Genomic DNA, 20,943 nt, shown 5'->3' with positions numbered 1-20,943 from the left:
GTTATCTCCCTCTCGGGATCTCCACCCTGTCTCCCCCGGTCCTATCCTGGATCCGGGTCCGGGGGATGCGAACGGCGTGAGCACAAGAAGATCTCTGATTTTCGGTGTCAGTCTCTGATCTCTATTGTGGGGAAGGCGGGGGATCAGGGAATGTATCGATCCGAGCATGAGCAATTCTACAGGGGTCCTCTCTTCTTTTTCCTGCTCCCGATCCCGGCCCTTTCCAGGGCATAACTGATCGCCCACCGCCCCCTGCCAAACTCCTCCCCCAGGACGTCGACGGCCGCCTTCTTCGTCGCACCCTCTCTCACGAGTTGTCGATATCTCACCCTGAGCCTCTGGAGGTCTTCCGGTCGCCACCTCTTTCTCAGGTTTGCCGGGCCGCGGACGACCGGGCACCGTAGCGTCTCCAGGAGTTCGCCGGACTGCACCCCGGCCGTCTCCCGCACTCCTGCCTCGAAGATCGTTTCCGAGACCTCGAAGCCGACACAACGCCGGTTCAGCCCGATGGCCGCGATCGCCGTCGAGAACCCGCCGAGGAAGAGGTCGCAGACGAGGTCGCCCTCGTTGCTGCTGTACTGGATCATCTTGGTGAGGAGTGCCGTCGGGAGTTCGTTTTTGTTCTTCGCCCTGCCCGGTTTGTACTCCCGGTTGATGGTCCAGACGTCTTCCCGGTCGAGGTAGTTGAGGCATCCGCCGTCCTCTGTCTTCTCCTCCCTGCCGAAGCGCGCCTCCAGATTGAAGGTCCGCTTTCCCCCGGGCTTTTCGTAGAAAAGGATGTGGTAGTGGGATGAGACATATTTTCGGCTGGTGTACACGCCGAAGGGGTACTTCCAGATGATGTGGTTCACCTCCTCAAGGGAGGTCTGGCGGAGGGCGTGGAGGATGTGGTAGAGGTTTGTGTAGCCGGAAACGATATAGAGGGAACCGCCTGGCCTGAGGATCCGCTCGGCCTCCCTGATCCAGCCCTCACTGAATGCCCCGTACTCCTCTTCCGGGACCTCGACATAGCCGTCCACCACGAACTCTTCGTCCCTGTTGTAGTGGCGGTCCATCCTGTCGCCATGGATGCCGTACGGCGGGTCGGTGATGATCAGGTCGACAGAGTCCGTCTCAAGGTGCTCCACGGCGCCGCGGATGCAGTCGCCGTTGTAGAAGAGGTTCCTGCCAATAGTGACCGATCTCATGTCCTCACGTTTGACCCGGCAGTGTGTTTCTTTCCCTGTCCTGCCTCTAGTGATGTATTCCGGTCTCTGTTTTTGCTTTTACCGGTTGCCCTGTTACACAGGATATGTCGCCCCGGCAGGTGTGCAGCAGGGCCCGGCCCTCGCTTTCTCAGAAGGACCGGAAAAAAGTTGGGATCTCCCCTATGACGTGACGGTGATGTAGTCTTCCTTTGTCTCCTGCCCGCGTGTGGCGTTCTCGCCGTACACGGTGAGGTTGACGTCAAAGCTGCCCGGTCCGCTGTAGGTGTAGGCCGGGTTCTGCTCTGTCGAGGTGTTGCCGTCGCCGAAGTCCCAGAGCCACGAGGAGATATTCACGACTGTGCTCTGGTCGGTAAACTGCACGGCCAGAGGGGCCGGTCCCGACGTCCTGTTTGCGGTGAAATCGATCGTCCCTGCGGCTCCGCTGACATTGATGAAGCCTTCTGTCGATGTGTTCCAGGTGACGTTCTCTGCATCTGTCAGGGTGAGGGTGACGGTAAAGAGCCCCGGTTCATGGTAGGTGTAGATCGGGTTCTGCCGTGTCGACATATAGCCGTCTCCGAAGTCCCAGTACCACGAGGAGATGTTCTCCACCGTGCTCAGGTCGGTAAACCGGACCGTGAGCGGGGCCTCTCCCGAGGTGACGTCCGCGGAGAAGTTTACCGCCGATGAGGCATTTGTCGGGGTCACGTCGATCAACCCCTCTTTTGTTGCGGCATATGTCGCGTTCTGTGCATCTGTCACTGTCAGGGAGACATTGTAGAGGCCTGGCCGGGTATAGGTGAACGCCGGGTTCTGTTCCGTCGAGGTGGCGCCAGCGACCCCGAAGTCCCAGAACCATGAGGTGACGTCCCTGACCGTGCTCGTGTCGTTGAACTGCACGGTGAGCGGCGCCGGCCCGCTCGTTGGTTCTGCCGTAAAGTTCGCCGTGTCCTCCCCGGCGAGACGGATTGTCATGTCGACGGCAGTGGTTGCGCTCTCCACGGTCTGTTCGAAGGAGGCTGTCTGGGGCGCGTAGATGAGCCTGATCTCCTCGCCGTCGCGGAGCGATTTATATGTCGCGTTGTTTGTGATATAGGCTGTCGCGACGTCATAGAACCACCAGATTGTCGTTTCGTTGTCCCCCGCACTCACGGCGATGTCGTTGACTTTGTTGACATAGAACCCCCACTCTGCCTCCCAGATTTCATACGAGAAGTTCCCTGCTTCTGCTGCGGCATCGAGTGCTCCGAGCGGGGTGTTGCGGCTGATCTCAACGTCGGTGTCGGTGTTGACCGGCCTGACCCTGAAAGTCTCGCCCGGGTCGACGTTCACCGTCCCCTCCCAGACCGTGTTCACCTCGGCCGCCGGCACGGCGACGGACGCCCGGGACTGCAGTGCGGTGTCGTCGCCTGCTTCCCCTGCGAGAGAGAGGTGGCCGATCTCTTCTGCGGCCAGCGTCCCTGCTGGCAGGGCCATGCACAGAACAACAAGCAGGAGCATTCCGGTTATGCTGTGTGTACGCATCATTCTCTTTGTCTCTCCATTTTTTCCGGGTGGTGCGGCCTCGCCTCTGTGATAGCCCCCCGGGCCCGGCGGTGTCCGGGGATGACCCGCTCCGTGCAGGTATCTCCGTTTTCGGTTTCCCGGTCGATGGGTCATGGCCACATACCGCTGGATTTCGGGAAGTATAATGAAGTTACTGATATAATAATGCTTTCATATATGTGTGCATTCGTGCATGCCCTGCCGGTGGCCGTGTCCCGGTCAGTGAAGAAACTCAGGCCAAAGACCACCGAGAGGTTCCGGGCATGAACGAGGGCTTGCCGGGAATAGCCCTGCCGTCTGCTCCCTCCGGTGGCACCTGCCTGTCCTCCGGGGAAGAGAGGGAATTGGTCGTCATGACGAAAGGTGCCGTCGTGAAACCCGCCTTAGGACGTGTCGTGGAGTTGGTTGCCTGCCACCGACACCTGAGCGTCGTCGAATCAGAATGTGCAGAAAAAGAAATTCGGGGATTGATGCAATCCCCATCTATGCCCCAGCCCGGATTTGAACCGGGGACAACCAGATCTTCAGTCTGGCGCTCTCCCAGTCTGAGCTACTAGGGCGACCACTACATGTTGGTATTTCCGGTTAATAAATGATGCGGTTGCCACCGCCGCCCTTTTTATGCCTCTGCTCCCAGAATGTAGGTAATGGTTAGCGTCATCGATGGCAGAAAGACCACAAACGAGGACATTGTCGCCGCGGTCGAGGGGAGGAAGGCCGGGGTCCTTCACCTCACCCACAACGATCTCGACGCCGCCGGGGCCGACGCCGTCCTCAGGATGAAGTGCGGGAAGATCACGACGATCTTCTCGTCGGTCGGTCGGTATACCGCGATCCTCGCCCTCATCGCAGGCTGCAAGGGGCGGGGCGACGTCCTCTCGATCAGCGACCTCGGGTACCAGAAGGGGGTCGAGGGTATCGTGAAGACGGCGGCAGGGAATGGCTGGAAGGTCGAGTGGCGCGATCATCACCGCTGGACCGACGCCGAGACCGCGCTCGTCGAACCGCACTGTTCCCTCCTCCACATCGACACGACGGTCTGCGCCACCGGTGTCGTCGCCCGGGATATCATGCCCGGCGACGGGACGGCCGCGGAGGTCGCCAGGGTCGTCTGCGACTATGACCTCTGGAAGAAGGAGGACCCGCGGTCAGACGTCCTTGGTCAGGTGACCCAGCGCCGCCAGCACCTCACCTATGTGCGAAACCTCCTCATGCAGGGAAAGTTCACCGACCGCCGGGTGGCGGGGGTGTATGCCGAGATGAAAGCCGAGATGGACGCCGACATCCAGGCGAGCATCAGGGAAGCGAATATCTACGGGAAAAAATACCGGATCGCCTTCGCCCCTCTCCACGGCTACCCGTCGGAGACGGCCCATGCGATCAGGGACACACTCGGCACCGACATCGAGGTGATCGTCTCCTCGAACGGCCGGTTCTCCATCAGGTCGGTCCCGCCGGTCAGCCACCTCATCGCCCGCGAGTTCGGCGGCGGCGGCCACCCGAATGCAGCCGGGGGAAACCTCCCCTTCACTCTCATCGACCGCTTTTTCTTCTGGCTCCTCAAGAGGAACCGTCGCTTCGACGACCTCGTCGCGGTTGCCGAGGCTATCTGAGAATATAGGCCTCGTCACGGAGGGCCTTCCACCTCTCCTCCTCTCCCTCCTCTGTGTAGCCCGCGGCCGCGATCTCGTCGGGGTCAAAGTGGCCCGCGGCCGCCATCAGGTCTTCGTGGGCCGGGTGGAGGACGGCGAGTTCGCGGACCTCGTACTCGTCGGCAAGACGCCCGGCCTCATCGATCCCGGCCGGGTCGGTGATCAGCGTCGTCTGGTGTTCGAGGAGCGCCTGAAGGTGGCCGAGATCCCTCTTCAGCGGGAAGAAGCAGGCTTTCTTCCCTGCGAGTTCCTCCAGTTCGATCTCTCCGGCCTCCTCCGCGATGAGGACGTGGCCGCCCGCGCCCGCGTCCCGCATCTCCCGCATCAGGCGGCCGAAGGCATCGACGACCTCCTCTGTCATCTCGTCGTCGTCGCCATAATACGCGTCCGTGAACCTGAAGAGGGACGGCGCCGGCAGGGCGAACCAGAGGCCCTTCTGTCGCCGGGCAAGCATCCTGACATCCGCGACCGCTTCCTCCGCCCGGACGCCGACCTCGCCGGTCACCGCCGTACCCTCGATGCCTTCGAGGCATCCGAGCACGCGCCGCGCATAGAAGCGCCCGCCCGCGCAGGGGATGTCCACGCCCTGCTGGAGGCCGAAAGAGCGCTCGATCTGATAGGCCGTGAGGTCACCGCCTATCCCCCGCCTCTCCGCTATCCAGGGAGCGAGTTCGTCGACCGCCGGCTTCCCGACCTCAGCCCCGAATGAGCGCGTCCTGACAGCAATCCGCTTCATCGGATAGTGAATCGCCCTCCTCCCATATAGGGATGATCGAAAGGAAAGGCAGATGTGCCGGTGCGGCAAGGGATCTCCATGGACAGCAGGCTCTCTGTCAGGCAGATGGAGCGAAAAGACGTCGACTTCGCCATCACCCTCGCGCGGGATGAAGGCTGGAACCCCGGCCTCCATGACGCCGACGCCTTTTATGCCCAGGACACGGAGGGCTTTTTCATCGCCGAGGCGGACGGCGACCCGGTCGCCTGCTCCTCGATGGTGCGGTACGGCGACCGCTTCGCCTTCTTCGGCCTTCTCATCGTCAGGCCGGACGTCAGGGGGCGGGGGCACGGTCTTGCTGTCACGAAGGCCGCACTCGCCCATGCGGGAGACCGGACGATCGGCGGCGACGGCGTCCTTGCGATGCAGCAGAAGTATCACGACCGTCTCGGTTTCGACGTCAGGTACCGGAATATCAGGTACAGAGGGACGGGAGGCGGCACAATGCCCGACGGCCTGGTGCCTGCGTCCGCGGTCCCCTTCGCCGACCTCGTTGCCTACGATGCCGGCATCTTCTCCGCGGCACGGCCGAAATTCCTCGCGCCCTGGCTTTCGCAGGAGGGCGCGACCGCACTCGCTCTCTCTGGCCGCGACGGCATCGCCGGATACGGCGTGGTGCGGCCCTGCTTCGAGGGCTACAAGATTGGCCCCCTCTTTGCCGACACTCCCGCCGCCGCGGAGGCCCTGCTCGACGGCCTGCTGGCTTCGGTCCTGAACGCCCCCGTCTTCTTCGATGTCCCCGAACCGAACCCTGTCGCCGTCTCCCTCGCGAGGGCGCGCGGCATGGTGCAGGTCTTCGAGACCGCGAGGATCTACCGCGGCGCCCCGCCGGATGTTCCCCTCGACCGTGTCTACGGCGTCACGACCTTCGAACTCGGGTAAACAACTCTTTGAAAACCCCTTATGGGGGTTTCCACGGCAAACCCCATTTAAATAATCTATGTATATCTTCACCACCAAGAGGATACAGATGAGTGGCAAACCGTTGCTGGTGACATGCGGGCTTCCTTACACGAATGGCCCCTGTCATCTCGGGCATCTGCGGACCTATGTCCCTGCCGACTTCTATGTGCGGTACCTCAGGCGGTGCGGGGAGGACGTGGTCTTCATCTGCGGGTCTGACAACCATGGAACGCCGATCGTGATCAGCGCCGAGCAGGAGGGTGCGACCCCCCGTGTCCTGGCCGAGCGCTACCACGCGCACTTCGACGAGACCTTCAAGCGCATGGAGATCACCTTCGACCACTTCGGCATGACAGACGACGCGGCCAACCACCGCCGCGCCCAATCGATGGTGCAGGCCCTGATCGACAACGGCTATGTCTACTCGCAGACGATCCAGCAGAGTTTCTGCACGAAGTGCAACCGTTTCCTCCCTGACAGGTACGTGGAAGGGGTCTGCCCGTACTGCGGCGCCGAGGCGCGGGGCGACGAGTGCGACCGTGGCTGCGGCCGCCACCTGGAGCCCGGCGAGATCAAGGACCCGGTCTGCAAGGTCTGCGGTTCGCCCGCGGAGATGCGTGAACAGGAGCACTTCTTCTTCAAACTCGGCGAGTTCAAGGACTTCCTCCTCGACTACTTGGATGGCCTCTCCGGCACCTCGAATGCCCGCAACTATGCGATCGGCTGGGTGAAGGACGAACTCCACGACTGGTGCATCACCCGGACCCTGGACTGGGGCGTGAAGTTCCCTGGCCGGAACGACCTGGTGGTCTATGTCTGGGTGGACGCTCCCATCGGCTACATCTCCTTCACCGAGGAGTGGGCCGAGAAGACCGGGAACGACTGGAAGCGCTACTGGTGCGGCGAGGGCGAGGTCACCCACTTCATCGGGAGCGACATCATCTACCACCACTGCATCTTCTGGCCTGCCCTCCTCCACGGCGCCGGCTATGGGACGCCCCACGCGGTGGTCGCCTCGGGCATGGTGAAGTTCGAGGACCAGAAGTTCTCGAAGTCCCGCGGCTATGTCGTCTGGACGAACGATGACTACCTGGACCAGGGCCTCCCGGCCGATTACCTTCGCTACTACCTCCTCTCGTACACGAGCCACACGAAGGAACTGAACTTCTCCTGGCGGATCTTCCAGGAGCGGGTGAACTCCGAGATCGTCAACACTCTCGGGAACTTCTTCTACCGCACCCTCCACTTCGCCCACAAGTTCTTCGGCGGCGTCCCGCCCGGCCAGGCCGACCCCGAGGTTCTCTCCGAGATCGGGCGCTGCCTGGAGGGGCTGGACGTCTCGGTGCGGGAGTACGAGTTCAAGAACGCGGTGGACTCGATGATGGCGCTCGCCGCCTACGGGAACACGTACATCCAGAACAACGCCCCCTGGAAATTGGTCAAGACCGACCGCGCCGCCGCGGAGCAGGTGATCATCAACTGCCTCCAGATCGCCCGCGCCCTCGCCCTCATCATTGAGCCGGTCATGCCCGACGCCGCGGGGCGTGCCTGGGCGATGCTTGGCTATGCTGACAATGTCTCGGCCCACCGGGTCGACGAAGCTCTCGAACTGGTGCAGAGCGGCCCCCTGCCGGCACCCGAACCCCTCTTTGCAAAGATCGAGGACGAGAAGGTGGCCGAACTGGAGAAAATACTGGAAATGCGCGTGAGTGAAGCACGAATGAAAGAAATGAAAGCAGCAGAAGAGACCTCTGAGATCTCCATCGACGAGTTTGCGGCGATGGACCTCCGGGTCGCCCGCGTCGTCAGCGCGGAAGCGGTGAAGGGTTCGAAGAAATTGTTGAGGCTCATGGTCGACCTCGGCGACGAGCAGAGACAGGTCGTCTCCGGCATCGCCACGTTCTACTCCCCCGAGGAACTCGTCGGAAAGAGCGTTGTGATGATCGCGAACCTGAAACCTGCAAAGATCTTCGGGATCGAGAGCCGCGGCATGATCCTGGCCGCGGGCGAGGAGGCCTCCCTCCTGATGCCCCTGCGCGATGTCGCGCCCGGCACGAAGATCCATTAAACTCTTTTTTTCTTGACTAAGAAGGGCCGCATCCTGTGGGGGAAGAGAACGCCTTTCTCACTCGCCGACCCGGACCCGCACACTGACCGTACCGGCCCCGTCGTCGATCCCGACCTCCCAGATGCCGTTGTAGGGGAAGGGTTCGACGGCGTCGAGGTAGTCGTCGGAGAAGACCATCGCCGGTTCATTGGTGATCCAGTATTCCGGGGTGCCGGGAGTGCCTGGGCCGTACCTGAAGAGGTACCAGGTGGTGTTCCGGCCGCCTGCGGTGGGCCTGAGGACGCCTCTGCCGACCGTGTGGCCGACACCCCCGGGGTCGGTGAGAGTGACGACCTCCGCGGCGCAGATCCCCTCGATCATGATCGCTGCCCCGTTCCCCGCGCAGACGGTTTCAGCCCGGGGGATCTGCCGGTCATGGGAGGGTGCCGTTGCGATCAGGGGGTATGCGACGAGAACGACGGCTGTAACAAAGACCAGAAGAAGGGCGATTGGCCGCGTGAAAGTCACACAGATGCTTCACGCTCCGGGAATATATGTTTTGTAGAATCGCTCATGCGAAGTTTCAGGCGGTTTTCGAAAACCATTTCCGTGGTTTTCATGATGAAGGAGCGGGCCTGGAGGGATTCGAACCCCCGGCATCCGGGTTAGAAGCCCGGCGCTATGTCCTGGCTAAGCCACAGGCCCCTGTGACCACTAGAGTTTGCTCTCTGTAGTTAAGAAAGTTATGAAGGAGGGATCAGATGGCGTGGTAATGCGCCGCCTTTACCGCCTCCACCACGACCGGGTGACAGATGGAACCGATCTCCACCGACTTCGCCATGGAGTTGCCGCAGTAACTGACCTGGACCCGGGCGGAGAGGCGCTCGCGCTCCTCGTAGTAGACCGGGTGGATATAGTCGATCACCCGCTTCATGTTGATGTTCACCGAGAGCACCCTGACAATGATTCCGACGTCCCCGGCCGAGAGGTCCTCGAGGTCGACGCTCGTGAGAAAGAGGTGGGTGTCGGGGCCGGGTTCGAGCGCTGCGACGGAAACGACATTGTTCGTGCTCTGCAGCTCGATGGTCCGCGGTTTTCCCTGTTTGAGTTCGGATATGACCCCCCCTGCTATCCCTGTCAATGCAGTCATTTTCATCGTGCATCACCCGTACATCGGAAGGTTCTCTTTTTTCTGGGGCGTTTCGGTGCTCTGGACCTCTTCGGCGAGTTTGTGCATCGTCGCCTCGATCTCGGCCGCCTGTTCGAGGAGAGGTTCGACATCGACGTCCAGACCGTACAGGGTGTTGAGCACCTTCAGCGTCGCCGCCGCCGAGCGGGGGTCGGGGGTGTTCACCGTCTCGCCGAGGAACCCGTAGCCAGGGAGATTCCTGATCTTGCACTCGGTGAGGATGCTCCCCGCGATCCCGGAGATGCTCCCCATCGGGAGGATGACGGTTTCGTCCCTGATCCTCTCAAGCATCTCCTCCCGGGTGGCGACGCCAAAGACCCTCTTCTCCGGTTCGTTGGTGACGATGCCCGCGATCGTGATCACCTCCCTGACCGGGTACCCGGCGAGCCATTCGATGATCCCGTTTGCGACTTCATAGCAGATCATCGGGTGGATCGGGATGTCGGCGACGATGGCCGCCGTCTCCGCCTTCTCGTAGATCCTGACCGGGACATTGATGACGCCCTTGGCCATCATGGCGACAGGCGGGAAATATTTGCTCGTGATGTTCCCGATCTGCTCGAACTCCATCTGCTCCACGAGGTATTGCAGGGCAATGCTCCCGACGAGTCCACTGCCCGGAAAGCCCATGAGGACCAGAGGATTTTCGCCGCTCAGGGGCTTTGAAGTGATTTTTATCTCCGGTTCGGCCGACATCATCTTAAGATACACAGTCGACTACATAAAGTACTATGCAGGAATATCCGATTAAGCGGGGGTTTAAGGACGGGCTTGGCGAGCGGATGGTCGCCTCCCTCTCGGAGTGCTTTGACGTGGAGCCTTCGGAGACGGCAGGCACGTACACCATCTCGTACGGCGCCCTGAAGATGCTCGCCGTCTCCCTCGGCCCGAAGGGGAGCACGGTCCTTGTGGACACCGAGTCAGACCTTGCCGCGGACGATGAAACGATCCTGGATACGAACCGCAGGTTCAGGAAGTATCTGGATTCCGTGACCGGGTACACTTCCAAAGAGCGGGCGAAGAAGATGCAGAAGGCTGACTGAAGAGGATACTTTTTTTCTGACCGGTCCGTGCAAAAAAAAGAGGGGGGAGTGATCACTCCTTCCGGTTTTTCCCGATGTAGAATCCGGCGATACATGCAATGACGACGAGCGATAGCGCCGCCGCCGTCCAGATGATCGTGTTCAGGTCGCCGGGTGCCTCGCCGGTCGGTGCGGCGGTGTCGACGGGTGCTGGTGTTCCGGCTGCCGTGGTGCCGGTGGGTGCGGGGGGCAGGGTCGCCGTGGTGGCGGCGGCCTGGAGGGCCGGAGCCGTGGTGACCGGGACTCGCGGGGAGGAGGAGCCTCCTCCGTCACCGCCGCCGCCGGGACCGCTGGGGCCCGGCGGATTGGTGCCGCCGCCCGTTGCGGCGATTGCAAGGGTGTGCTGTTTGTCAGGGTCGAAGGTGGCGGTCATGGGCACGGTCTTCCCGTTTACGGTGAAGGTGATTGTCCTGCCGATGTCGCTCGCATAACCGGTGACGGCGAGTTTCTGATCGTACTGGTCGGAGCCGCCGAAGACTCCTTCCTGTGTCGTCGTCAAGGTGCCCCGCACCTCGCCGCCGATGAGGGCGGTGATGGTGGTGCCCGCGGGGGCGGGTGTGCCGTCGATGGTGAGGGTGCCGCTGTACTCGTCAGGGAACTGGGGTATCTCCTCCGCCGCCATGGCCCCTGCCACGAGGGCGAGGAGGAGGATGAGTGTGAGGTGTGTCTTCATGGTCTGCCTCGAAAAAATTAGGCGCTGATGGCCGCCAGCGTGCCGTCGGCCCGCATGAACAGCCAGTAGCCCCGGCCTGGTTCCATCGGGAGAGTGTCGACGTGGCTGCCGACAGCGCCGTTGATGGCCGAACGTTCGTAGGCCTGGTTCCCGGCGTCGAAGCCAATGAGGATGGCCCAGGTATCTTTCACTGATTCGAGTGCGTCTCTGGTCGGTTCAGGTTTGATGTCTGAGTACCCAACAGCGTTCCAGCCTGCGGCAAGACGCCGGTTCGGCGGGGTGGTGATGTCCTCGGTGCTGAAGGTGAGGGGGACGTTCGTGACCTGTTTTGCGTAGACCCAGACGCCCTGGAGGGGCAGGATCTTGTCGTCCGTCCCGAGGGCCTTCCAGAGGCCGTTCCTGGTGTCGAAGGTGTAGATGGAGTGGCCGGCGCAGTCGACGTTCGCGAAGATCAGGGCGGTGTCGTTGCCGGGTGCGAGGGTCCGCGGGGTGGAGACGAAGTTCCAGCCCTTCTGGAGAGTGAGGGCCATGCCCTCGTCGCCTGCGGCGAGACCGACGAGCCTGATGGCGTCGATGCTGCCGAGGCGCTTCTCCGCGGGCACGCCGCTGCCGACGAGTTTGAGGGGCCAATCGCCCTTGGCGAGGGGCCAGTCGTCGACCTCGTTCGCGAGGATGATGTCGTTGTTTCTCTTCACCTCTTTGCTGGTGAACTCGACGGCGCGGTCGTCGGCGGTGCTGGCGATGTTGTCAGGGCCGTAGTCGATGAGGACGACGGTGTAACCGGCGTCGGCGAGGTCGTCGCGGAATGGTGCATGCTGGTCGGCGTCGTCGACCCAGCCGCAGAGGAGCCAGAGGGGCATGCCCGACCACGTCTTCCCGCCGTCTGTCCAGGTGGCGCTGTGGCCTGCCTGGGTGCAGCCGACGCCCTGTTCAAAGGCGGGGCGGTCGATCTTTCGTGTGATCGCGCCGGAGAGGGCGAGGGTCCAGTCCTCCCTGGGTTCGGGGACGATCTTGATGGTGGCGATCTTCTTGACGGACATGCCTGCCGCCGATGGCCATTCCTGCCAGTAGTGGTGGTAGGCCTCGTCGAAGCAGATCCGCATGTCGTCGTTGCCGAAGACGCCGTCGGGGGTGAGGAAGAAGAGCTGCGGCCCGTCGCCCCATTCGGGGTACTCGCCCATCTCGGCGTCCCACCAGGCGATCATCGCGGGGCCCTGCCTCTCGTTGGGGGCGAGGACGGTTGAGGAGGGGAGTTTGCCAGGGTAGTCGTCCCTGCCGGCGAACTGGATCTCGCCGCCGTCGTAGGCACCGCCGACGATGGCGCAGAGGTCGGCGAGGGCCGTGCCTTTGACGGTGTTGTTGACCTTGCCGAGGTTGAGGTCCTCTGCCGGGTTCCAGGGGTCGTTCTTGTCGAAGGTCGGGCCCTGGAACCTGAGCATGGTGCCGTTCTCACCACCGAGGAGGGGGAGGTGACGCTGCATCCACCTGATGCTGACGGTCTTCTTCTCCGCGACGTTGACGCCGTCGGGGGCGTACTTGATGATCTCGATGGAGGTGAGGGTCTCCGGTGTGACGACGGTGACGTCGGCGGTGCCTTCGATCTCGCCGCACGCGGCGGTGAGGGTGACGGTGCCGGGTTTGACGGCCTCGAACCACCCTGTCTCGTTCACGGTGCCGATGCTCTCGTCGCTCGCCGTCCATGTGAAGTCGAGGCCGGGGATGGCGGATTTGTCCCAGTTGAGGCCGGTGGCGTTGAACTGCCAGGTCTCGCCTGTCTCGGCCTCGAAGGTTCCGGGTTCGACGGTGATGCCGGTGAGGACCGGGGCGGGTTTCACGATCACGCCGTCCTGCCAGACGCCCATCATCGGGTAGTCATCATGGTAGTCGCCGGCGACGCTGTCTGTGCCGAGGAGCATGGGTTCGTCGCCGATGCCGTTTCCGTCCCCATCGGTGCCTTCGTAGCCGCCATAGTAGTTGCCGACATAGCCGGTGTGCTCGGCGTCGTTGTAGGTGTAGGTGACCATCTCAGGCGAGTGGTAGGTGCTGGGGTTGAGGCACTCGACGGTGCCGAAGAAGGCGTTGGCCCAGATGACGTTGTCGGCGGGGTAGTCCTTGACGCAGAGTTCGTCGTCGACGTTGTTCCAGCAGGTGTTGTTGAAGACGGTGTTGCCGGTGACAGTGTCCCTGAGGCTGATGCCCCTCCGGGTGTTGTCGTGGCAGGTGTTTGCCTCAATGAGGTTGCCGGTGGCGTCGCCGCCGAGGTGGATGCCGTTGTAGCAGGCCCCGCCACAGTCGTTGCCGATGATGCGGCAGTTGTCGTAGCCGACGCTCTCGATGCCGGCGACGTGTTCGTTGGTCGGCCCGCGGACGGAGAGGCCTTCGACGGTGATGCCGTCGGCCTTGAGGTCGAAGACCGGTTTCTCGGGCACTTTGGCGGTCACGGTGACGGCCTTCGTCCCGTTCTCGGCCCTGATGGTCAGGCCCTTGTCGACGAGCACGTTCTCGGTGTAGGCGCCGTCGCGGACGACGATGGTGTCGACGCACTGTGCGGCGTCCACGGCCGCCTGGATGGTGGTGTAGACGCCGTCCCCGCCGTCGTCGTCGACGTACAGGGTCTGCGGGACGAGGACTTCATACTCCCCGCCCGCCTCCTTCAGCGGTGCGTAATCGGTGCCGAGGCCTTCGGGGAGGTCGTAGGGCGTGTCGATGACGCCGTCGACGTCCTCGTCGGCGCCTGTGTAGTCGGACCAGAAGTTGCCGAGGTAGCCGGTGTGCCCGGTGCTGTTGTAGAAGTAGGTGACGGGGGCGGTGGAGTTCCAGTGGGTAAGGGTGGGGGCGGTGCCCATGAGGGTGATCCCTGAGATGTTGGAGTTCAGGAAGATCTTGTTGCCCTCGCCGGGCGGGATAATGCAGAAACTATTCCCCATTACATCGAAGATGTTATCGGTTATGGTGCTGTTGGTTGCCTGATAAAGTACGATAGCCCCATAATCTTGGATTGTAATATTAGTGAACGTGTTATTGATGATTTTGCAGTCTTTCGAATCTTGCAGCATTACAATGGTCTGCTGCACCCTCTTTCCATTCATGAAAGTGTTGTTCTCAAGCGTGAGATTGTCGCCTTGTGGAGCGAATTCGCTCACTATTTCTTTTATGATGCAATTCCTGACAATCGAACCGTTGGCGGGGCCATACGTTCCAAGTTGAAAACTTGGTTTTCCATTAATAATTGTTAATCCGTCAATGATCGTCCCGGCCGCGTTACAGTTTTTTCCGTCCGGGATCCTGAGCCCCGGTCCATCCCGACAGTCAATGATGACAGAATCGGGCCCATCTCTGCTCTGGAAGGTCAGGTGAGGTATTCTGACAGCGAATCTTGAGTAGGTGCCTGGCAGGATACAGATCGTGTCCCCCTCCGCTGCGGCGTCATGAGCAGCCTGGATGGTTGTGTAGACTCCCTCGCCGCCGTCGTCGTCGACATACAGGGTCGCCGCCGCCGTCGGTGCGATGAGGAGAGTAAGTAGGATAAGGCAGAAAATTCCAATCGATTTTTTCATGAAAATCACCATAAGGAAAAGAAAAAAAGGGTTAGTAGGTGTGGTGATGGGTCACCACGAGCTTCACGTAGTCGGTCGCAAGGGTTGATTTAACGAGAAGTCCGGTGGCTGCACCCTTCTGCTTCACGAGTACGGTGACGTTGCCGTTGACGATGTAGTTGCTGATGCCTGAGGTCTTCTCGCCGGTGAGCGAGACCTCGGTGCTGCTGGTGCTGTCCTGCAGGAGCTCGTAACTGCTGCTGGTGCCGTTCCAGATGTAGAGGTCGGCGCCGGGGGTGCTGGCATGGGTGCCGGTGCCGTTCCAGGTGATGGCGAGTCTCTCGATCTTCGTGGCGTTCTCGGCGACAGTGAAGACGAAGCGCTGCGCGGCGGACTCGCCGGTGACTGAGGTGCTGCACTCTTGATCGATGCCGTCATCGGAGGCGATGTATGCGGTGCTGCTGAACGCGGTGCTCGGCACATTGCTGGCGGTCGGGACGCCGGTCACGCCGCCCTCGTACGCGTACTCGACGGTGTCGCTGCCGGTGGCGAAGTCATAGCGGTGCGGGGGGTAGATCTTGATCGTGTCGACATTCTGGACGGAGAGGCCCTTTGCCGAGGGTCCGACGAAGTCGGAGTTCCTGTCCTTCGCAAACTGCTGGTACCAGGGGGCGATGCAGTTCTTCATGTTCTGGTTGCTGAAGGTCAGGTCGTTCGAGGAGTAGAAGAAGAGGCGCATGCCTTTAGACCAGCCAGGGACGAAGCCGTACTCGGAGTCCCACCAGCAGAGGATCATCTCGCCCTGGCCTGCGATGGGGGAGTAGACGTTGGTCTTGTTGAAGTACCGGGTCGCCTTCGGGAATGTCGAGTCGGCGATCACGATCTCCGAGCCGTCGGGCATCCCGCCGACCTGCATGACGATGTCTTCGAGGAGGGTGCCGTTGTGGGCGCCGTAGTTCCCGAGGTTCACGCTCTCGGTGGTGTCCCAGCCGTTCTGGAATTCTGCATCGGTAAGATTGTACGTCACCTGGTCGGCGGGGGTGACCAGGCCCTGCATGGAGATGTTGCCGGAGCTCTGGTACTGGGTCATACCCATGAGGGTGGTGTTGTACAGGGTCGTCGAGTCATCGACGGTGGCATAGTTGTTGTCGCAGTACCTGGTCACGGTGACGCTTGTCGATGCCGCTGCCGGCATGACCAGCACCGCGAGGGCGATGCACAGGCAGAGAACTGCCATTGGTGTTTTTATTCGTGTAATCATACTTTCCGAGGTCATGGTTTCCGTTCCTGTCGTAGTAACGACAATGAATACTCGATCGAGGGCACTATAAATCTGTTTTGATGAAAATGTCAAAAATATTAAGTAAATTATGTTGATATGTTTGACCGGCATCTCAATTTTTGCCGGGGAAATGCCGGAAAATATCAGACATATGCACGATATCTCTGTGTTGTCTTGCCATATGGTGAAAATTTCTCCATTTTATAACTTGAATGGATCGTTTTCACCGTTTTATGTGGCATGGGACGAAAAATGGAGAATATAATCAAATTTGTATTCTGCGCTGCCCATCCTCAGGCTGCGGTCCCCGCCAGGGTGCCGTTGCCGTTCATGTGGAGCCAGTAGCCCCGGCCAGGGAAGAGGGCGGCGTCGGCCGCGACCGCGGGCTCGTACGCCTGCCGCAGGGCGTCGTAGCCGGCGCACGTCTCCCACTGCCCCCAGGCCGAGACAAGGGCGAGGCCCGCGGGCGTCGCCTCGGTGTCCGCGAACCCGACAATGTTCCAGCCCTTCGAGAGCGCCTTCGCCGGCGGGGCATGGAGCGGGTCGGCGTCGAAGGCGAGGGGCACGGCCGTCGCCTCCGCCGCGTAGACGAGCACGCCGGTGAGGGGCTCGATGCGGTCGGCGGCGCTCATGGGCCTCCAGAGCTGCGCCTTCCCGTCGAAGATGTAGAGGGAGTGGCCGGCCGACGCCACGCCCGCGAAGATCAGGGCCGTGTCATTCCCCGGCGCCAGTCTCTTCGGGACGGAAACCACGTTCCAGCCGGGTGCGAGTTCGATCACACCCTCCCTGAAGGCCGGGCCCTCGCCGGCCGAGAGGACGTAGAGTTGCTTCTTCATCACATTGTTCTCACGTTCCCTCTCGCCGGGCGGGCCCTCGACCACCGCCTCGAAGGCGTGGGCCCCGGCCGTCGCCGGCCGCCAGGGGAAGGCGAAGGTCGCCGTCTCCCCGGCAGGAAGACCGGCGGACTCCTCTCTCCCGAGGGCCGCGCCGTCCGCGGTGAGGTTCACCGCGAAGGCCCCGGCATCGCTCCCGCCGATGTTTGCGACCGTCACCATCACCGTGGCGTTATCTCCCGCCACCGCCGGGCTTTCAAACCTGATCGTCCGGGGCACAAGGTCGGGCCCGCCGGCGCCGCCGATCACCACCGGGTCAAAGACCTCGCCGGGCTGGTAGACCTTTACAATCTCTCTGTTGTCCTCAGAGACGTCGGCCACAGGCACGAACTCCAGCGTCACCGTCGCGTTCGCCGGGTCCACATGCACCCTCTCGTAGCCCAGGACATACTCCCTGCCCGCCTCGTAACAGGGCTCCTTCTCCTCCTCCAGGGGATACTGCAGGCCGCCGCCTGTCGCCGCGATGATGTACTGCGTGCCGTTGGCCATGTGGCGCTGGTACGAGTGGACGTGGCCGCTGAAGATCACGTCCGTCCCCTTCGCCTCGAAGGCCTCCCGCCAGCCCGCGTCTGCCCAGGCGCCCGTGTGGTGACCGCCGGAGTTGTACGGCGGGTGGTGGAAGGCCGCGACCGTCCAGCGTGCTTCGTCGGCCGCCAGGTCGTCCCTGAGCCAGGCCGTCTGCCCGGCCATCTCGCTGCCCTTCATGCTCGTGGAGTCCAGCACCACCACATGGAGGTCGCCGCAGTCGAAGGAGTACCACGGCGGCAGGGCGAAGACCTCGCGGACGAGGTTCTTGTACTTCTCCTCGTGGTTGCCGAGGGCCGTGTACAGCGTGGTGTTCGCAAGCATCGTCCGCGCCGAGGCGAAGAATCTGTCCCACTCGGTGGCGTCCTGTGCCTGGCTGACCATGTCGCCGGTGTGGAGGATGAAGACGGCGTCGCCCTCCTCCTCCGCGATCCTCTCCGCTACGATTCTGTGCCTCTCCAGCTGCGTGTAATACGGGACCTGCTCCTGCGAGTCGCCGTACACGATGAAGGTGAAGGGCTCTCCCGCCGCGGGGAAGGTCTGGAAGGTGAAGTCCTGCGTCACGTTCCGCCCGGCCGTCACCCTGTAGTGGTAGGTCGTCCCCGGTTCGAGGCCGGTGAGGGCGACATGGTGTAGCGAGGTCTCCCGGTCGTCGTCGGCGCTCAGGGTGTAGTTCCCGTCCGCGTACGCCGCCGCCGGGGCATAGTCCACCCTGCCTGTCGTTGGCACGTCCGTCTTCCAGCTGATAGTCGTCCCTGTCCCGGTGGTGCCGGTGATGTACGGCCCGTGGACGATCTCCTGCATCGGCGGGAGGACCTCGTAGTTTTCGAGCGGCCCGATCAGCGGGTAGAAGTCGTGGTCGTCGGCCGAGGCGTCGTAGGGCGTGTCGCCGACGCCGTCGCCGTCCGCGTCGACGCCCTCATAGTCGAAGTAGTAGTTGCCCAGGTAGCCGTGGTGGAGGGTGCCTTTGTAGATGTAGTCGACCTCCTCAGGCGTGCGGACGGTGTTGTTCGCCGACCCGGTGCTCTCCCAGCTTTTATGCTTCACTCCGGGCTTCCCGCTCTTCTCCAGCAGGTCGTTGAGGTAGAAGGCGTTCCCGCCGGAATTCGTCATTATGCTCCTGGAGTCGGTGTGCACGCAGGTGTTGTTGGTGATGGTGCTGTTCGTCGTGGAGATCCTCATCCCGTGGTAGGCGTTGGAGACCACGTTGTCGCGGAGCAGGTTGTGGTCGCCGGAAAGAACTATGGCTTCGCCCCCGCCGGAGACCGTGTTCCCGGAGACGGTCGATTTCGAGGCGGCGATACTGATCCCATTGTTGCTGTAGGACGAGACCGTGTTCCCGGAGACGGTGACGTTCTGGGACGAGGAGAGGGCGAGGCCAAAGTCGGCTCTCTTCACGTTCTTCAGGGTGTTCTGCACGACTCTCGCATTGTCTACCCTGCTCAGGACGATGCCGTAGGTGCCCTCTGTCGTGAGGGTGCAGGCCCGGATCACCGGGCCTTCTGAGGCGGAGAGAGCGATCTCCTCCCATGCATTCATCTCTACCGTGCATCCCTCGATCACGGTCCCGGCCGACGCCGTACCCGTGATCCCCGACCTGTGGTTCGCGTCCACCGTGGCTCCGGTGAGACGGGTGCCGGCCGAGGCGTTCAGGAAGACGCCGTTGTAGTTCTCCGTCGCCCTGATGCCCCGGAGGGTGCAGCCGTCGGTATGGTCCACCACAATCCCTGCCGTGCCCTCGATGATCCCTCCCTTCACCGTCAGTCCTTCGACCGTCACGTTCGCCGCGGTCACCGTCACCGGCGCTCTCTTGCTATCGGGCGTGGCAACGACCGTCGTCGCGGCTCCGTTCTCCGACCTGAGCACGATCCTCCGGTCCACCACCACGTTCTCGGTGTACGTCCCGTCCCTCACCACGACCGTGTCGCCCGCGTTGCAGGCATAGACGGCCGCCTGGACGGAGGTGAAGTCTGCGGTGCCGTCGTCGTCCACGTACCACGTCTTCGGCTCGGGCGGGAGCGGAACCACGCTCGCCGTGGCCGTCCCGCTGACTCCGCCGGCCGAGGCGGTGATGGTCGTCGTCCCCTCTGCCCGGGCCGTGAAGACGCCGTCCGCGACCGTCCCGACAGTGGTGTTGGAACTCGACCAGGCGACCGCGACATCCTTCATCTCACGCCCCTTCTGGTCGCGGACCATCGCCGTGAAGACCTGCGTCCCGTCGAGGGTCACCGTCGCCACGGGCGGGAGGACCTCCAGGGTCGTCGGCACAGGGCGCTCCTGCGTCACGATGAACATATGCCGCGTCGCCGTCGCCGTGCCGTCCGCGGCGGTCACGGTCAGGCTCACGTCGAAGAACCCGGCCTTCGCGTAGGTGTGGGTCGGGTTCTGCACGTTCGCCGTCGCATTGTCGCCGAAGTCCCAGTGCCAGGCCGTCGGCGAGGAGGCCGTCGTCGCCCCGGTGAACTGCACCGTCAGGGGGAGATAGCCGGAGGTCTGGTTGGCCGTGATGGTGACCGGGAAGAGAGGTGCGGGCTCCTGGCTCCTGATCACGATCTTCTGAACATACTTCATGGACTGCGAGCGTGAAGACGGCCACTTGACCGCGCCGTCATAATAATAACTCCAGTACTCCTCGTCCATGAAACGGCGCATATCAGTGTTCCCGAAGACGTACTGCCCCTTCGCGTTCTGTGTGGTCGCGAAGAAGATGGTGCGCATCCCTGTCTCGTAGTCGGGCACGTAGCCGTCGTCCGGCCGCCACCAGGTCAGGACCAGTGGCCCCTGCGCCGGGTTGCCGCCGTGGGCGGTGTCCGTGTAATAGATGTTCCTGTACGGGTAGTGCGCCGGGCTGAAGCTGTCGCTCGGGTGGATCCAGACGATATCGTCCGGCCCCATCCCGCCGACAAGGTCGCAGAGGTCCTGCATGTCCGTGCCTCGCATGGCATGATAGTCCGAGCCTTTGATACTCTCCGTATCTATCTCATCGGGGTCCCAGAGGTTGCTCTCGTTGAAGGTCGGCCCCTGCATATAATAATGCGTCACGCCGTCCCCCTGTATCGGGAGGTTCGCCTCCATCCAGCGGTAGTCCACCGTCCTCTCGTCAAGGACCGTCGTCCCGTCCGCGGCCAGTTTGACAACCGTCACTTCGGTCGTTTGTTTCCCGGCCGAGACCGGCGCCACCAGGAGGAGGCCCAGGAGAACAAGGATAAGGAGGGGGGTGATGTTCGCTTTTATCCTCGATACAGGTATTGATTCTTTGAATAATCTCGATTTACTCTTTTTTTCACTTTTCATGCGATCTCATCCAGTAATATGTATATCGATATCACCTCTCTGCCGGTATTATAAATTGGTTTTCATTATTCTGTTAATTATGTTAAACTGTCATTGTTAATGCTCCGGGCGTGAAGGGGGACGGAAAAACCGGGAAAAAAGTGTGCGTTGCTCGAACGTGGCGTGATATCAGGATGAGCACCTGAAAATGGACTTTTAGTTCGTTTTTCTCCCTCCGTCCGGGCATTTCTGGGGGATGGGGCCCTATCCGCCGATATGGGGGTGGATCCGGGATGCGCCCGGGATCAGAGAGAAAATGGGGTCGTATCTCGCTGTTTCAGAGCAGGAAAGGGCAAAAAAGATGGGGGAGATTATTCGATG

14 protein-coding genes and 2 tRNA genes are annotated in these 20,943 nt (G+C 62.0%); 4 read left to right on the top strand and 12 right to left on the bottom strand.

Features of this window, described 5'->3' with window-relative positions; translation table 11 throughout:
- Positions 1-176 precede the first annotated feature (176 nt).
- The 3 genes from BP869_RS07910 to BP869_RS07900 all read right to left on the bottom strand — a co-directional run bounded on the left by BP869_RS07910 (position 177) and on the right by BP869_RS07900 (position 3,292).
- A complete protein-coding gene (locus tag BP869_RS07910) occupies positions 177-1,187 on the bottom strand; it encodes a site-specific DNA-methyltransferase (RefSeq protein WP_342678494.1) in 1,011 nt (336 codons plus the stop codon).
- A 180-nt stretch (positions 1,188-1,367) separates the two neighbouring features.
- A complete protein-coding gene (locus tag BP869_RS07905; protein ID WP_342678492.1) occupies positions 1,368-2,714 on the bottom strand; it encodes a PKD domain-containing protein in 1,347 nt (448 codons plus the stop codon).
- Positions 2,715-3,218: 504 nt separating this feature from the next.
- Positions 3,219-3,292 (bottom strand) — tRNA-Phe (locus BP869_RS07900).
- Positions 3,293-3,379: 87 nt separating this feature from the next.
- On the opposite strand from BP869_RS07900, the gene BP869_RS07895 reads away from it, so the two are divergent.
- Positions 3,380-4,345, top strand: a complete 966-nt coding sequence (locus tag BP869_RS07895) for a phosphoesterase (protein WP_342678491.1) — start codon at positions 3,380-3,382, stop codon at positions 4,343-4,345.
- Here BP869_RS07895 and BP869_RS07890 read toward each other — a convergent pair.
- Positions 4,338-5,120, bottom strand: a complete 783-nt coding sequence (locus tag BP869_RS07890) for a hypothetical protein (protein WP_342678489.1) — start codon at positions 5,118-5,120, stop codon at positions 4,338-4,340. The genes BP869_RS07895 and BP869_RS07890 overlap by 8 nt on opposite strands.
- 78 nt (positions 5,121-5,198) lie before the next feature.
- On the opposite strand from BP869_RS07890, the gene BP869_RS07885 reads away from it, so the two are divergent.
- Both BP869_RS07885 and metG read left to right on the top strand, forming a co-directional pair.
- On the top strand, positions 5,199-6,041 hold the full coding sequence (locus tag BP869_RS07885; RefSeq protein WP_342678488.1) for a GNAT family N-acetyltransferase: 843 nt from the start codon (positions 5,199-5,201) through the stop codon (positions 6,039-6,041).
- Between the two features lie 88 nt (positions 6,042-6,129).
- Complete coding sequence (gene metG, locus BP869_RS07880; protein WP_342678486.1) at positions 6,130-8,130, top strand: methionine--tRNA ligase; 2,001 nt, start codon at positions 6,130-6,132, stop codon at positions 8,128-8,130.
- A 57-nt stretch (positions 8,131-8,187) separates the two neighbouring features.
- Here metG and BP869_RS07875 read toward each other — a convergent pair whose 3' ends face one another.
- The 4 genes from BP869_RS07875 to BP869_RS07860 form a co-directional block, all read right to left on the bottom strand.
- The gene (locus BP869_RS07875; RefSeq protein ID WP_342678484.1) at positions 8,188-8,637 is read right to left on the bottom strand and encodes a hypothetical protein; all 450 of its coding nucleotides are present in this window, start codon (positions 8,635-8,637) and stop codon (positions 8,188-8,190) included.
- A gap of 102 nt (positions 8,638-8,739) precedes the next feature.
- Positions 8,740-8,814 (bottom strand) — tRNA-Arg (locus BP869_RS07870).
- A gap of 52 nt (positions 8,815-8,866) precedes the next feature.
- Positions 8,867-9,265 carry a DUF473 domain-containing protein gene (locus BP869_RS07865; RefSeq protein WP_067049322.1) on the bottom strand — a complete coding sequence of 133 codons (399 nt, stop codon included), beginning with the start codon at positions 9,263-9,265 and terminating at the stop codon, positions 8,867-8,869.
- Between the two features lie 6 nt (positions 9,266-9,271).
- Positions 9,272-9,997 (bottom strand): proteasome assembly chaperone family protein, encoded by a 726-nt coding sequence (locus BP869_RS07860; RefSeq protein ID WP_394339030.1) that lies wholly within the window; start codon positions 9,995-9,997, stop codon positions 9,272-9,274.
- Positions 9,998-10,029: 32 nt separating this feature from the next.
- Between BP869_RS07860 and BP869_RS07855 the strand changes: the two genes are divergently transcribed.
- Positions 10,030-10,341 (top strand): DUF5611 family protein, encoded by a 312-nt coding sequence (locus tag BP869_RS07855; RefSeq protein ID WP_342678481.1) that lies wholly within the window; start codon positions 10,030-10,032, stop codon positions 10,339-10,341.
- Positions 10,342-10,393: 52 nt separating this feature from the next.
- Here the strand turns inward: BP869_RS07855 and BP869_RS07850 are convergent, their stop codons facing one another.
- The 4 genes from BP869_RS07850 to BP869_RS07835 all read right to left on the bottom strand — a co-directional run bounded on the left by BP869_RS07850 (position 10,394) and on the right by BP869_RS07835 (position 20,583).
- Complete coding sequence (locus BP869_RS07850; protein WP_342678479.1) at positions 10,394-11,053, bottom strand: hypothetical protein; 660 nt, start codon at positions 11,051-11,053, stop codon at positions 10,394-10,396.
- Positions 11,054-11,070: 17 nt separating this feature from the next.
- The gene (locus BP869_RS07845; protein ID WP_342678477.1) at positions 11,071-14,610 is read right to left on the bottom strand and encodes a NosD domain-containing protein; all 3,540 of its coding nucleotides are present in this window, start codon (positions 14,608-14,610) and stop codon (positions 11,071-11,073) included.
- 31 nt (positions 14,611-14,641) lie between these two features.
- Positions 14,642-15,826, bottom strand: coding sequence for a hypothetical protein (locus BP869_RS07840; RefSeq protein ID WP_342678475.1), 1,185 nt, complete (start codon positions 15,824-15,826; stop codon positions 14,642-14,644).
- Between the two features lie 338 nt (positions 15,827-16,164).
- The gene (locus BP869_RS07835; RefSeq protein WP_342678473.1) at positions 16,165-20,583 is read right to left on the bottom strand and encodes a NosD domain-containing protein; all 4,419 of its coding nucleotides are present in this window, start codon (positions 20,581-20,583) and stop codon (positions 16,165-16,167) included.
- Positions 20,584-20,943 lie beyond the last annotated feature (360 nt).

This window comes from Methanofollis sp. UBA420 (assembly GCF_002498315.1).
Taxonomy (GTDB): Archaea; Halobacteriota; Methanomicrobia; order Methanomicrobiales; family Methanofollaceae; genus Methanofollis.
Note: the sequence above shows the minus strand (reverse complement) of the source record. Positions and strands in the feature narration are given on the sequence as shown.

What these genes read in the sequence shown, in the direction of transcription:
- BP869_RS07910 (WP_342678494.1), bottom strand. Translation starts at nt 1,187, where the DNA reads ATGAGATCGGTCACTATTGGCAGGAACCTCTTCTACAACGGCGACTGC.
- BP869_RS07905 (WP_342678492.1), bottom strand. Translation starts at nt 2,714, where the DNA reads ATGATGCGTACACACAGCATAACCGGAATGCTCCTGCTTGTTGTTCTG.
- BP869_RS07895 (WP_342678491.1), top strand. Translation starts at nt 3,380, where the DNA reads ATGGTTAGCGTCATCGATGGCAGAAAGACCACAAACGAGGACATTGTC.
- BP869_RS07890 (WP_342678489.1), bottom strand. Translation starts at nt 5,120, where the DNA reads ATGAAGCGGATTGCTGTCAGGACGCGCTCATTCGGGGCTGAGGTCGGG.
- BP869_RS07885 (WP_342678488.1), top strand. Translation starts at nt 5,199, where the DNA reads ATGGACAGCAGGCTCTCTGTCAGGCAGATGGAGCGAAAAGACGTCGAC.
- metG (WP_342678486.1), top strand. Translation starts at nt 6,130, where the DNA reads ATGAGTGGCAAACCGTTGCTGGTGACATGCGGGCTTCCTTACACGAAT.
- BP869_RS07865 (WP_067049322.1), bottom strand. Translation starts at nt 9,265, where the DNA reads ATGAAAATGACTGCATTGACAGGGATAGCAGGGGGGGTCATATCCGAA.
- BP869_RS07860 (WP_394339030.1), bottom strand. Translation starts at nt 9,997, where the DNA reads ATGATGTCGGCCGAACCGGAGATAAAAATCACTTCAAAGCCCCTGAGC.
- BP869_RS07855 (WP_342678481.1), top strand. Translation starts at nt 10,030, where the DNA reads ATGCAGGAATATCCGATTAAGCGGGGGTTTAAGGACGGGCTTGGCGAG.
- BP869_RS07850 (WP_342678479.1), bottom strand. Translation starts at nt 11,053, where the DNA reads ATGAAGACACACCTCACACTCATCCTCCTCCTCGCCCTCGTGGCAGGG.
- BP869_RS07845 (WP_342678477.1), bottom strand. Translation starts at nt 14,610, where the DNA reads ATGAAAAAATCGATTGGAATTTTCTGCCTTATCCTACTTACTCTCCTC.
- BP869_RS07840 (WP_342678475.1), bottom strand. Translation starts at nt 15,826, where the DNA reads ATGGCAGTTCTCTGCCTGTGCATCGCCCTCGCGGTGCTGGTCATGCCG.
- BP869_RS07835 (WP_342678473.1), bottom strand. Translation starts at nt 20,583, where the DNA reads ATGAAAAGTGAAAAAAAGAGTAAATCGAGATTATTCAAAGAATCAATA.